Source organism: Clostridium folliculivorans, assembly GCF_024341905.1.
In the GTDB taxonomy this organism is placed as follows: domain Bacteria; phylum Bacillota; class Clostridia; order Clostridiales; family Clostridiaceae; genus Clostridium_AR; species Clostridium_AR folliculivorans.
In genome coordinates, this window is the sequence record NZ_BQXY01000002.1 from 315,530 (window position 1) to 329,010 (window position 13,481).

The window sequence follows — 13,481 nt, forward strand, 5'->3', positions numbered from 1 at the left end:
AGTTCCTCCTATTCATACTTTTTAAATACATAATCTCTTACTTCTTTATCCATAGCCTTTACATTTTCTAAAGTTACTTCTTTGTTGTAATCGAACTTATTCATACATTCTTCAACAACTTCTTCTATTTGTAAAAATTCAATTCTATTGTTCAAAAACAAACTTACACACGCTTCATTTGCGGCATTAAGTATGCAAGGCATAAGTTTTCCAAGCTTTCCAGCTTTAAATGCAAGACCTAGACATTTAAAGGTTTGCAAATCTGGAGTTTCAAATGTCAAAGTGCGTAAAGTTTTAAAGTCTAAAGTCCCTCCAATATTGCTTTTCCTATTTGGGTAATTTAATGCATATTGAATAGGTAATCTCATGTCAGGAGTTCCAAGTTGCGCTATTACGGCTCCATCTTCATATTGAATCATAGAGTGGATAACCGATTGAGGATGTACAACCACCTCTATCTTGTCATAGTCACAATCAAAAAGCCAATGTGCTTCTATTACTTCTAAGCCCTTATTCATAAGAGTAGAAGAATCAATTGTTATCTTCGGCCCCATTGACCAATTAGGATGTTTTAATGCATCTTTAAGGGTAACAGTACTTAAATCTTCTGTCTTTTTTCCCCTGAAAGGTCCGCCTGAAGCAGTAAGTAATATTTTATCTATTTTGTTCATTTTATTCCCTTGAAGACTTTGAAATATTGCACTATGCTCTGAATCAACCGGAAGTATATTAACATTGTTCTTTTTTGCTTCTGACATAACTAATTCACCGGCAACCACTAAAGTTTCTTTGTTTGCCAATGCAATTGTTTTTCCAGCCCAAATGGCGTTCAATGTTGGTTCTAATCCTATCATACCAACAACAGAAGTAACAACAACATCCACTTCTCTATGGGTTGCAATTTTATTCAATCCCTCAATGCCAAAGTTCACTTCTATATCATACCCTTTTTTAGTACAATAATCCAAAATTATGTTGTAAGCTTCGAAATCCGTCATAGCCACAATCTTAGGCAAAAATTCGTCTATTATATTCATAATACTCTGAGTACTTCTGTTTGCACTTATTCCTATTAACTTAAAATCATCTTTATGAAATCTTAATACATCTAAAGTTTGTGTTCCTATAGAACCAGTTGCCCCTAATATAGCTATATTTTTCATGTAAAATCCTCCTGAGTTGAACTGATTATTATGTTTTTAGCTAGAAGTATATATAGCGGACCTGATATGATGCCTATTATACCAAATAGTTTAATTCCTATATATATTGAGATAAGTGCAAGTATAGGATGAATATCTAGCTTATCTCCAATAAATTTAGTTTCAAGAATCTCTCTATTTATTTGAATTAGAATGTATAATATCACCAATCCAAAAGCTACGAAATACTCCTTTAATACAATATTGTATATTATTAGTGGAATAAATACAATAATTGTTCCTACATAAGGAAGTATGTCAAGCATTCCACATATAACAGCTAACAAAAACGGCTCTGGTACTTTGAAGAAAATAAAGCCTATTAATGTTTCTAAAGTGCTAATTAACGCAAGCATTATTTCAATAGCAGCTAGTTTTTTTAACTTCAAAATAGACTGTCCTATATTATTGATTACTGAAGTTGGTAAAAACGAATAGAAAACTTTTTTCAATAGCATCTCATCTACGAGCAAGAAGTAAACACAAATATTGGCAATAACATAAGATACAATGCTTTCAGATGTATATGCAGCGCCTTTTCTTATAATTGAACTGTCAATAAAATTACTTCCATTATTTAGCATATCACCATTACCGCTTACTGTAATCAAATTAATAAAATCATCATAAAAAGATCGTAGCTTGTCTATATTTAAAACAATATATTTTTGAAAAAGCACAATCATATTGTTACTCAAATAAAATATGATAATAAATAAAAGTAAATTTAATACAATTATACTAAAAGCTGCAGATAATTTAAATGATTTTGTAACTTTTGAGAAAAACTTTTGTGAAGGTTTTGCTAATAAATACAAAACTATAATATATAAAAATGGATTAAAATAATTTTTAACAATATAAGATATTAGTAAAATTACAATTAATAAAATTAGTAATTGAATTAATTTCGCATATTCTTTTAACATTTTCACTCCTTTCTATATAGATGTACAACTTCAAACAGAAAGATATATTTAAAACTCCCACGTATTCTGGTAAGAGCATTTAAATATATAAGTTTTATTACAAAGTGGTAAATCTATATAAACAGTAATTTATAATTTTAATATAGATCTATTTGTCTTAACTTAGGATATGGACATTTATATATAATTACTTTAGTTAATTATATTAATAAGAATATAAGTATATTAATAAAAAAATAAATGAAGCAAAAAAAACTCATAGTGCATTTCTGCATTATGAGTTCAAGTAGATATTAAATTTTAGTTAATTTTACATATTATAAATTATATAGATAATACTAGGTGAAGATACATATATATTATAGTTGAAGCGAATAATATACTATCAAATCTATCAAGTATTCCACCGTGACCTGGTATAAGATTGCTGTAATCTTTTATACCTACATATCTTTTTATAGAAGATGCTATTAAATCTCCAAATTGGCAGAACACCCCGCATAATATTCCTATTATTATATAATGATAAAAAGGGATATTATGTATAAAAGAGTTTATGAAATATCCATAAACTGATAAAGCTAAAGTGCTACCAAATAATCCACCTACAGAACCAGCAATAGTTTTTTTAGGGCTTACTTTAGGACAAAGCTTTCTTTTTCCTAAATATTTTCCTGTATAATAAGCTACAGTATCACAAAGCCAAGATGCTAAGAATATCAACCATACTAGAAATTTACCATTAGGCATAGCATTTATCAGATAAATAAAACTAAAAAAAACGCCTACATATAAAAATCCTAAAATAGTTAACGAAACATCTATAAAAGTATATTTTGTATTTATAACCGGTATACAAAATAGAATAATTAGTGCTATTATCAGCAGATACACTAGTTTTTCTATATCTGCGTTTATAAAGTAATAGCAAATTAAAAGGGCATATCCAACTGGCCATATTGGGTTAAAGTCTTTAACTTTCATTGTTTTGTAAAATTCATACATACCAATCATTGATATTAAAATTGTGAAGTACTTCAAGTATACTCCACCAAGAAATATAAAAATTAGTATTGGAGCAATTATTAATGCACCTAGGTATCTGTTATTTGATTTCATAATATCACCTCAGTTATTTTATGCCGCCAAATCTTCTATCTCTATTCTGATAATCGTAAATAGCTTTATGAAGATCTGACTCTGAAAAATCAGGCCAATTTATATTGGAATACCAAAACTCAGAATAAGCACATTGCCAAAGTAAAAAGTTACTTAATCTTTGTTCTCCACTTGGTCTAATAATTAAATCTGGATCTGGCATACCTTTGGTATACATATGAGATGAAATTACCTCTTCATCAATGTCTTCAATTTTTAATTTACCATCTTTTATATCCTGTGCTATTTTTTTTACTCCATCTATTATTTCAGATCTACCACCATAATTCAAGGCAAGATTCATAACTATACCTGTATTATCTTTGGTTCTTTCGTATGCACTTATAAGTTCCTTACTACACCTTTCAGGTAGCTTGGAAATATCACCTATATGGTTGATAACTACGTTGCTTTTATTAAGTTCGTCAAATTCTTTTTTTAAGTATTCAACTAATAAATCCATTAAAGCACTGACTTCATCCTTTGGTCTTTTCCAATTTTCTGTTGAGAAAGCATACAGAGTTATATACTTAACCCCCAACTTATCACATTCTTTTATAATTCTACGAATAGTTTCTACACCAGCCTTATGACCAATAGTTCTTGGGAGATTTCTTTGCTTCGCCCATCTCCCATTGCCATCCATAATTATAGCTATATGTTTCGGTATATTATCATAATTTAAATGTATACTTCCATCATCACTTATAGTGCTTCTCTTTTTTAAGAAGTTAAACATATTTTTACACTCCTATAAGAAGATTTATGACATTATTAATAGTATCAATATTTTCTTCATACCAATATATTTTAAACAAATTTTATTTAAAGAGAAAAAAACCTGCTAAAGAAGCAGGTTTTAAACTGTCATAATTTCTTTTTCCTTGTCTGCTACCATTTTATCTATTTCTTTTACATAACTATCAGTTATTTTTTGTATATCTTCTTCAGCCTTCTTAATTTGATCCTCAGAAATTTCTCCATCTTTCTTTAAAGATTTAACTTTATCATTAGAATCTCTTCTGATTGATCTCAAAGCAACTTTGGCCTCTTCGCCATCTTTCTTAACATTTTTCACTAGATTTTTTCTAGTTTCTTCAGTAAGTTCTGGAACTAAAAGTCTGATTATCGTACCATCATTAGTTGGATTAATGCCTAAATCTGACTTCAATATAGCTTTTTCTATTTCCTTTAAAAGTGACTTTTCCCAAGGAGTAATCACAAGTAGTCTTGGCTCTGGAGCAGAAATATTAGCAACTTGATTTAAAGGACACATACTTCCATAATAGTCAACTTGTATTCTATCAAGCATAGTTGGATTAGCTCTTCCAGCTTTCATTGTCGCTAACTCAGAGTGTAAAACAGTTAAAGTTTTTTTCATTTTATCTTCAGATGCTTTTATAATATCCTTAATCATCATAAACCTCCTTATTTATTACAAACTAAAGTACCAATTGTTTCTCCGCATGCGGCCTTTTTTATATTTCCTGGCTCATCAAGTCCAAACACAAGTATTGGAATACTATTATCCATACATAGTGAAGTCGCAGTAGAATCCATAACTTGAAGACCTTGTTCTAACACTTGAATGTATGATAAAGTATCATATTTTTTAGCGTCATTGTACTTATGTGGGTCTTTATCATAAACTCCGTCAACTTTTTTAGCTAAAAGTATAACATCTGCTTCTATTTCAGCTGCTCTTAAAGCTGCAGTTGTATCAGTTGAGAAATATGGGTTACCAGTGCCTGCTGCAAATATTACAACTCTACCTTTTTCAAGGTGTCTCATAGCTCTTCTTCTTATAAAAGGTTCTGCTACTTCTTTCATTTCGATTGCAGTTTGAACTCTAGTAAGTACACCTAAACCTTCTAATGAATCTTGAAGTGCAAGTGCATTTATGCAAGTTGCTAACATCCCCATATAGTCAGCAGTAGTTCTATCCATTCCTTCTCCGCTTCTGCCTCTCCATATATTTCCGCCACCAACTACAGCCCCTACTTCAATGCCCATATCTACAAGCTCTTTTATTTCACTAGCTATTCTTGTTGCTACATTAAAATCGATTCCAAACCCATTATCACCAGCTAGAGCTTCACCGGAAAGTTTTAGTATTACTCTTCTATATTTAGCTTCCATTACACAACCTCCACCATGTAGTATATATTTATTTTTTAAAAAAAGAGAACACGGTGTGTTCTCTTTTGTTTTACTATTTTCCTTGAACTTGCTTTGCAACTTCTTCTGCAAAGTTTTCTTCTTTCTTATCTATACCTTCTCCTCTTTCATATCTAACGAAAGTATTGATGTTGATTGGAGAACCAACTTCTTTAGATTTCTCTTGTAAGTATTTAGTTATAGTCTTATCACCATCTTTTACCCATGGTTGTTCAACTAAACATACTTCTTTATAGTATTTTTGAATTCTTCCTTCAACCATTTTATCAACGATCTTTTCAGGCTTTCCTTCATTAAGAGCTTGAGCTCTGTATATTTCTTTTTCTTTTTCTAAAGATTCAGTATCAACTTGAGTCTTATCTAAGAATAAAGGATTTGCAGCAGCAACTTGCATACAAAGTTCTTTAGCAACTTCTTCTAAAACTGGGCTAGCAGTTTCACATCCTAGTTCTACTACAACACCAATTCTACCACCACCATGGATGTAGCTTTGAGTTATTCCATTTTCAACTGTGAACTTTTGGAATCTTCTTACTGTCATGTTTTCGCCTAATTTAGCGATTAGAACAGTTAAGAATTCTTGAACTGTTTGTTCTTCGTTGTATTTTTGAGCTACAAACTCTTCAACTGTAGCAACAGTAGTAGTTGAAGCCATTTCAGCTAACTTACCAGCAAATGCTACAAATTCTTCGTTAGCAGCAACGAAGTCAGTTTCACAGTTAACTTCAACTATACCAGCACTCTTCTTGTCATCTGATATGTAAGTCTTAACTATACCTTCAGCAGCAACTCTGCCAGCTTTTTTAGCAGCAGCAGCTAATCCTTTTTCTCTTAATACTTCTACAGCTTTGTCCATATCGCCGTTTGTTTCTGTAAGAGCTTTCTTACAGTCCATCATTCCAGCGCCAGTTCTTTCTCTTAATTCTTTAACAGCTTGAGCAGTTATCATGCTAATTCCTCCCTAAAATGTTAATTTAAAAGGTAAATGAAGCCTTGCTTCATCTACCTATATATAATTATTCAGCTAATTGTTCGCCTTGTCTTCCTTCAATAATAGCATCAGCCATTTTTGCAGTTATAAGTTTTACAGCTCTTATAGCATCATCATTTCCAGGTATAACATAATCAACTTCATCTGGATCACAGTTAGTATCAACTATTGCTACTACTGGTATACCAAGAATCTTAGCTTCTGATATAGCGTTCTTTTCTTTTCTTGGATCAACAACGAATAATGCACCTATGTTAGTAGCATCTAAGTTTCTGATTCCTCCAAGATTTTTTTCTAACTTTTCCATTTCATTCTTAAGATTAGTAACTTCTTTCTTAGGTAGAACATCGAATATACCATCTTGTTCCATCTTTTCGATTTCAGTTAATCTGTTTATTCTAGTCTTAATAGTGTTAAAGTTAGTTAGCATACCACCAAGCCATCTATTATTAACGAAGTGCATGTTTGATCTAGCGCCTTCTTCTTGAATAGCTTCTTGTGCTTGTTTCTTAGTACCAACGAAAAGTATATCTTTACCTTCTGTTGCTACTTCTTTAATGAAATCATAAGCTTCTTCAACTTTCTTTACTGTCTTTTGAAGATCTATTATATATATTCCATTTCTTTCTGTGAATATATAAGGAGCCATCTTAGGGTTCCATCTTCTTGTTTGATGTCCGAAATGAACACCAGCTTCTAATAATTGTTTCATTGAAATAACTGACATAAAAGTACCTCCTAAATTTTGGTTGTTTCCTCCACTATCATCATATTTTTAGAGATTCCCTAACAGGGCACCACTCTAACAATTCGATAATGTGTGTATTTTCTTACCTTAGACAGTATATCATAAGGTTTACTGTCAAGCAATATAAATTTGTAAAATTATTAATTAATATGGAAAAATTGCTGAAGCGACTTTCTTCAGTGTTTTTTTACGCATTTACCTTTTCTAAACGTAGTAAAGAATCTTACAGACGATAAATTAGTATTTTTTATTATTTATATCACATTATATTTTGAGTTTTTACTCATATTTATCTACAGATATAATTGAATTATAAATTCCTAAAGAATAAAAAAATAAGGAGGAAATCTCCTCCTTATAATTATTGACTATTTTATTTTCTTTAATTCATCAAGTAATTTTTCATTAAGGATTCTAATGTGAGTTCCCTTCATTCCTAATGAACGTGACTCGATAACTCCTGCACTTTCAAACTTTCTTAATGCATTTACTATAACAGATCTTGTTATTCCAACCTTGTCCGCAATTTTCGATGCAACTAGTAATCCTTCATTTCCATCTAATTCATCAAAAATATGCTCAACTGCTTCAAGCTCTGAATAGGAAAGTGTTCCAATAGCTAATTGAACTACTGCTTTCTTTCTTGCGTCATCTTCAATTTCATCTTGTTTAGATCTAAGAATTTCTAACCCTACTATTGTTGCACTATATTCTACTAATACTAAATCTTCATCAGTAAATGGTTCCTTAAATCTTGCAAGTAGAAGTGTTCCTAGTCTTTCTCTGTTTCCAACTATAGGAACTATTGTAGAAAGCTTGTCCGACATCATGCATTCACCTTCACCCTCAAAAACACATTGTCCTTTGTTAGGAAGGTTAGCTAATGTATCTCCTATGTTCAATAGTTTATTATTATATTCTTCTGGAAATCTCTTGTCATCCAATATCTTTCTTTTCATTATGTCACATTCGAAGCTATCAGAAAAAGTATATCCTAGTATTTTTCCTTTTCTACTTGATATGTACACGTTACATGCTAATACTTCACTTAATAATTTACAAATATCTTCAAATGCTAAAGGTTCAGTACCTGATTTTTGCAAAATTTTATTTAACATTCTTGTTTTGTTTAGTAGAGTTGACATTAAATTCCTCCTCAATAATACCGATGTTTATAATACAGGGGCTTAATTTTACACACACATTTACGGTTCCAACTTAAACTATTAATTTATACATGCCCTAAGATCCAAATAATCCACTATTTTAGAACAAGTATAAATTAAGTTTTCGTAATAGAGCCATAGCACGTACCAATTTAAGTTTATAAAAAAATTAAACCCCTGAAAATATTTTTCGAATTTTTTGAATAGTTCAAATTTTAAAAAACTTCACATCCAAATCTATCTTAGCATACAAAAAAACTTATTTCAACAGTCTTTTCCGCTATTTCGACATATAATTCTACTTTTCATCATTTTGAACAGGAACTTTATTGCCACATTCTTTATTTGTACATTCTAAATATTTGCCTTTGCTTTTACTATATCTAACAACCATATGTGAATTGCAATTGCTACATCTTTCTTTAGCTGGTTCATACCAACTAACAAAAGAACATTCTGGATAATTAGAGCATCCATAGAACTTATTTCCCTTTTTGCTCTTTTTAACAACTACATTTCCATTACAAAGTGGACACTTAGCATCGATTTCTTCTACTATTGGTTTAGTATTTTGACACTCAGGATATCCAGGACATGCTAGGAAGTTACCAAAGCGTCCTTGCTTTATAACCATCATCTTGCCACATTTATCACATGGCACATCACTTACTTTATCTTCAATTACAACTTTTGATACTTCTTTTTCCGCCTTGTCTAATGCTTCCTTTAGCGGCCCAAAGAATTCATCAACAATTTTTTCCCATTCTACTTTTCCTTCTTCTATATAATCAAGCTTATTTTCCATATCTGCTGTAAAATCCGCATCAACAATTTGCTTAAAGTAATCACTCATAATATTATTTACAATAATACCAAGCTCAGTTGGAAAAAGATTCTTCTTTTCTCTTTGTACATATTTTCTGCTTAAGATAGTAGATATCGTTGGCACATACGTACTTGGTCTTCCTATGCCATTTTCTTCTAATACCTTAACAAAAGAAGCTTCAGTATATCTTGGCGGTGGCTGTGTAAAATGTTGTTTACCTACTATACTATCATAGTTTAGAACTTCATCTTCTTCTATTTCTGGAAGTAATACACTTTCATCATCTTCGTCAGTTGTATATTCGTATATCTTCATGAAACCATCAAATTTAATGGTCGATCCAGTAGCTTTTAACTTATAGTCCCCATTATTTATATCTATAGTATTAGTGTTAAGAACACATGATGCCATCTGACTTGCTATAAATCTTTCCCAAATAAGCTTATATAGCTTATATTGTTCTGCTGACAGATTATCTTTTGCAATTTCAGGTGTTATTTCAACTAATGAAGGTCTAATTGCTTCATGGGCATCTTGTATATTCTTTTTACCTCTATATACTCTTGGGCTTTCAGGTATATAGCTCTTCCCATAAATGTCACCAATAAATTGTAAAGCACTATCTTGAGCTTCCTTAGATATTCTTACAGAATCAGTTCTCATATATGTTATAAGTCCCACTGTTCCATATCCTTTAACTTCAACACCTTCATAAATTTGTTGGGCTATTGACATAGTTCTCTTAGTTTGAAAGTTGAGTTTTCTACTAGCATCCTGTTGAAGAGTACTTGTTGTAAAAGGCGGTAACGGATTTTTATTTTTTGTTCCCTTTTTAACTTTTGCAACTATAAAATCGTTTTTCTTTAGTTGTTCTATTGTTTTATTTGCTTCTTCTTCAGTAGCTATCTCAAATTTCTTTCCTTTAAGTGTTGCTATCTTAACATTGAATTTTTTATTTTTCTTTTCTAATTTTATATCAACAGTCCAATATTCTTTAGATTCAAATTTATTTATCTCATCTTCTCTATCACATATTAATTTTAAGGCCGCTGATTGTACTCTACCAGCACTAAGTCCCCACTTAACATTTCTCCAGAGAATAGGACTTATTTCATAACCAACTAGTCTATCTAATACTCTTCTTGCTTGCTGAGCATCTACTAAGTTTTGGTTGATAGTCCTTGGATTTTTTATGGAATTTTTAACTGCATTTTTTGTAATTTCGTGAAATTCAACTCTACATGTATCCATATCAGGTATCTTTAAGATATTAGCAAGATGCCAAGATATAGCTTCCCCTTCTCTATCAGGGTCAGTTGCCAAGAATATCTTATCACTTTTCTTTGCAAGTTTTTTTAGCTTATCTAATAAATCCCCTTTACCTCTTATGGTTATATACTTGGGATTATAATTATTATCAACGTCAACCCCTAGCTGACTTTTAGGAAGATCTCTTATGTGTCCCATAGATGCTTCTACAACATAATTTTTTCCTAAATATTTACTAATTGTTTTTGCCTTTGCAGGCGATTCTACTATTACAAGATTTTGACCCATTTTTTACTCCTCAAAAACTTTGGAGTGTTCACCCCCTAGTTTTAAATATTTTTAACATAATAATTTCCTAAAATACACATAATTTCATTATTAAATTGCATTTCAAATAATAACTCATAAATCATTGAGGTGTCAATATCTGTGTTTCTTATAATTTCATCAATATGAGTAGGTTTATCATTTAATAACCTTATTATTTGCGCTTTTAAGGTATCACTGAAATTTTTATTTTTTTTCATATTGATATCAAGACCTTCTAATAAAGTTATTGTATCTAATATAGATGTAGCACCATCTCTTATTAGTTTATTTGTACCTTTACTTTGAGGTGAATAAATTGTTCCTGGTACTGCTAAAACATCTTTACCTTGGTCTAATGCATAATTTGCCGTAATTAGCGAACCACTCTTCTCATTAGCCTCTACTACTATAACAGCTTTGGACAATCCACTAATTATTCTATTTCGTCTAGGAAAATTATAAGGTAAAGGTTTAGTTCCTGGAAGAAACTCTGATATAAGACAACCATTTACTGCTATATTCTCATATAAAATTTTATTATACGCCGGATATATTACATCAATACCACAACCTAATACTCCACAAGTGACTCCTTTATTTTCTATGACACTTTTATGAGCTTCTGAATCTATTCCATAGGCTCCGCCACTAATTATACACGTATCATATCTACTTAATTCCCTACAAATAAACTTTGTAGCTTCTCTTCCGTAGGACGTACATTTTCTTGAGCCTACTACTGCTATATTAATCTTTTTATTTAAAATGTCAATATCCCCTTTATAAAATAAACAATAGGGAGCATCCTTAATATGTCTTAAAGGGCTAGGATATCTATCTTCTGTGTAGGTTACAAGTCCGATATTATTTTTTATTATATATGTAGTAAGTTTAGTTATCTCTTCTTCTGAAATATTATTCTTAATCTTGCTATTTACTAGTTTTTCCGTTTTATAATGATTAAAGTTTATATTTCTATAAATAGTTTCTTCATCTATATATTCATCCAGTAGATTCAATTTTATACTATCATTTATAGGTAACATGGAAAACCAAATTTTATAAAAATCCAAAATTAATTTCTCCTTTATATTATCTGTCCATCAAAAAACTTTCTATAACTTAAAGCCTCTATTATAGATGATTTTTTTACATCCTTATCATCATTTAAGTCAGCTATAGTTCTAGAAACTTTCAAAATTTTATCCAGACCTCTTGTACTTATTCTATATTTATCATAAATCTTTTCTATTAACTCTAAGCATTCGTTATCTAATTTTATATATCTTTTTATTTGACTATGATTTAATTGGGAATTAAAGGTTAACCCTATCCCTTTGTATCTTTTTTGTTGCAAACCTCTTGCCTTCATGACTCTTTCTTTTATATCTTTAGAACTTTCTCTTCTCGAATTACTCATTAGTTCATTAAATGGAATTTGAACCACTGATACATATAAATCTATCCTATCTGCTATTGCTTTTGACAATCTTTTTTGATACTTAACTTTTTCTAAATCAGTACAAATACAACTTGAAAATCCGCTATTATCAAGGCCTTTTGCGCAAGGACACTGATTAGTTGCTCCGATAAAAATAAAATCGGCTGGGTATGTTATTTTACCAGAAAGTCTTGAAATCTGTATCAGTTTTTCTTCTAAGGGCTCTCTTAAACATTCAAGAACTCTTCTATCAAATTCTAATAGCTCATCTAAAAATAATACCCCTTTATGTGCAAGACTAATCTCACCAACTGCCAATTCTCTTCCACCACCTATAAGGGTATTTTTAGGTGTTGTATGATGAGGATTTCTAAATGGTCTTATATCAACAACACCACTTTTATTCTTCAGATTTCCAGAAACACTATATATTTTTGTAACCTCTAAGCATTCTTCATAGCTTAAATCCGGGAGTATTGATGATAGCCTCTTAGCCAGCATTGTTTTTCCAGAACCAGCTGGTCCATATAGCATAACATTATGATTGGATGCCGCAGAAATTTCTAAAGCTCTTTTTGCCGTTTCATTTCCATATACGTCACTAAAATCATATTCAATTTTATAGGAATTGTTAAACTTAACCACTTCATTATGTTTTAATGGCAATTGATCCTCGTAAACTAGAAATTCAGTAACCTGCTTTAAATTCTTAAAAGGATATATATTTCCATTCTTTATTAGCGTTGTTTCTTCAATATTTCCTTGAGGTATAATATAATTATCTATTCTTCTATTCTTACCCTCTAATATAATAGGTAAACATCCATTCACAGCGTTTATTTCACCATTTAATGATAATTCACCTACTAGCATGTATTTATTAGGATCACTTATTGTAATTTGATTGCTTTCTAGTAGAATGCCAATAGCTATTGGCAAATCTAAAAGAGTCCCTATCTTTTTTATATCAGCAGGGGCTAGATTCACTACTACTCTTCCAAGGGGAAATTCATATCCGCTATTGATTACAGCAGAGCGAACCCTTTCTTTAGATTCTTTTATTGACATATCTGGCAGTCCAACTATAGAAAATGAAGGTAATCCTTTATTAATATCCACCTCTACATATACAACTTCACCATCAATACCGTTAAATGATGCACTTATTATTTTTGTTGCCATCTAAATCACCTCTTTAATGATTATTGACCATTTTTAATTTTAATAACAAAAAAGTTATTTTTTTGTTTCAAAAGGCAATAAT

General features: G+C 30.6%; 12 protein-coding genes. All 12 read right to left on the minus strand.

Annotated elements, in window-relative coordinates; translation table 11 throughout:
- Positions 1-8 precede the first annotated feature (8 nt).
- A complete protein-coding gene (dxr, locus tag OCU55_RS07815; protein WP_261851755.1) occupies positions 9-1,163 on the minus strand; it encodes a 1-deoxy-D-xylulose-5-phosphate reductoisomerase in 1,155 nt (384 codons plus the stop codon).
- Positions 1,160-2,131, minus strand: a complete 972-nt coding sequence (locus OCU55_RS07820; RefSeq protein ID WP_261851756.1) for an AI-2E family transporter — start codon at positions 2,129-2,131, stop codon at positions 1,160-1,162. The genes dxr and OCU55_RS07820 overlap by 4 nt, the downstream gene beginning before the upstream one ends.
- Before the next feature lie 324 nt (positions 2,132-2,455).
- Positions 2,456-3,250: a phosphatidate cytidylyltransferase gene (locus tag OCU55_RS07825; RefSeq protein ID WP_261851757.1), complete on the minus strand. Its 795-nt coding sequence runs from the start codon at positions 3,248-3,250 to the stop codon at positions 2,456-2,458.
- A gap of 13 nt (positions 3,251-3,263) precedes the next feature.
- Positions 3,264-4,028: an undecaprenyl pyrophosphate synthase gene (gene uppS, locus OCU55_RS07830; protein ID WP_261851758.1), complete on the minus strand. Its 765-nt coding sequence runs from the start codon at positions 4,026-4,028 to the stop codon at positions 3,264-3,266.
- A 120-nt stretch (positions 4,029-4,148) separates the two neighbouring features.
- On the minus strand, positions 4,149-4,706 hold the full coding sequence (frr, locus tag OCU55_RS07835; RefSeq protein ID WP_261851759.1) for a ribosome recycling factor: 558 nt from the start codon (positions 4,704-4,706) through the stop codon (positions 4,149-4,151).
- A gap of 11 nt (positions 4,707-4,717) precedes the next feature.
- Entirely contained in the window at positions 4,718-5,428 is a 711-nt protein-coding gene (pyrH, locus tag OCU55_RS07840; protein ID WP_183277408.1) for a UMP kinase, read from the minus strand.
- Positions 5,429-5,501: 73 nt separating this feature from the next.
- Positions 5,502-6,416, minus strand: a complete 915-nt coding sequence (tsf, locus tag OCU55_RS07845; protein ID WP_261851760.1) for a translation elongation factor Ts — start codon at positions 6,414-6,416, stop codon at positions 5,502-5,504.
- A 67-nt stretch (positions 6,417-6,483) separates the two neighbouring features.
- Positions 6,484-7,185: a 30S ribosomal protein S2 gene (gene rpsB, locus OCU55_RS07850; protein ID WP_261851761.1), complete on the minus strand. Its 702-nt coding sequence runs from the start codon at positions 7,183-7,185 to the stop codon at positions 6,484-6,486.
- A 389-nt stretch (positions 7,186-7,574) separates the two neighbouring features.
- On the minus strand, positions 7,575-8,351 hold the full coding sequence (gene codY, locus OCU55_RS07855) for a GTP-sensing pleiotropic transcriptional regulator CodY (protein WP_261851762.1): 777 nt from the start codon (positions 8,349-8,351) through the stop codon (positions 7,575-7,577).
- Positions 8,352-8,670: 319 nt separating this feature from the next.
- On the minus strand, positions 8,671-10,755 hold the full coding sequence (gene topA / locus OCU55_RS07860) for a type I DNA topoisomerase (RefSeq protein WP_261851763.1): 2,085 nt from the start codon (positions 10,753-10,755) through the stop codon (positions 8,671-8,673).
- A gap of 41 nt (positions 10,756-10,796) precedes the next feature.
- Positions 10,797-11,849, minus strand: a complete 1,053-nt coding sequence (gene dprA / locus OCU55_RS07865; RefSeq protein ID WP_261851764.1) for a DNA-processing protein DprA — start codon at positions 11,847-11,849, stop codon at positions 10,797-10,799.
- Positions 11,850-11,863: 14 nt separating this feature from the next.
- A complete protein-coding gene (locus OCU55_RS07870) occupies positions 11,864-13,399 on the minus strand; it encodes a YifB family Mg chelatase-like AAA ATPase (RefSeq protein WP_261851765.1) in 1,536 nt (511 codons plus the stop codon).
- Positions 13,400-13,481 lie beyond the last annotated feature (82 nt).

Excerpts from the sequence above, each read along its gene's own strand:
- dxr (WP_261851755.1), bottom strand. The coding sequence starts at position 1,163 with ATGAAAAATATAGCTATATTAGGGGCAACTGGTTCTATAGGAACACAA.
- OCU55_RS07820 (WP_261851756.1), bottom strand. The coding sequence starts at position 2,131 with ATGTTAAAAGAATATGCGAAATTAATTCAATTACTAATTTTATTAATT.
- OCU55_RS07825 (WP_261851757.1), bottom strand. The coding sequence starts at position 3,250 with ATGAAATCAAATAACAGATACCTAGGTGCATTAATAATTGCTCCAATA.
- uppS (WP_261851758.1), bottom strand. The coding sequence starts at position 4,028 with ATGTTTAACTTCTTAAAAAAGAGAAGCACTATAAGTGATGATGGAAGT.
- frr (WP_261851759.1), bottom strand. The coding sequence starts at position 4,706 with ATGATTAAGGATATTATAAAAGCATCTGAAGATAAAATGAAAAAAACT.
- pyrH (WP_183277408.1), bottom strand. The coding sequence starts at position 5,428 with ATGGAAGCTAAATATAGAAGAGTAATACTAAAACTTTCCGGTGAAGCT.
- tsf (WP_261851760.1), bottom strand. The coding sequence starts at position 6,416 with ATGATAACTGCTCAAGCTGTTAAAGAATTAAGAGAAAGAACTGGCGCT.
- rpsB (WP_261851761.1), bottom strand. The coding sequence starts at position 7,185 with ATGTCAGTTATTTCAATGAAACAATTATTAGAAGCTGGTGTTCATTTC.
- codY (WP_261851762.1), bottom strand. The coding sequence starts at position 8,351 with ATGTCAACTCTACTAAACAAAACAAGAATGTTAAATAAAATTTTGCAA.
- topA (WP_261851763.1), bottom strand. The coding sequence starts at position 10,755 with ATGGGTCAAAATCTTGTAATAGTAGAATCGCCTGCAAAGGCAAAAACA.
- OCU55_RS07870 (WP_261851765.1), bottom strand. The coding sequence starts at position 13,399 with ATGGCAACAAAAATAATAAGTGCATCATTTAACGGTATTGATGGTGAA.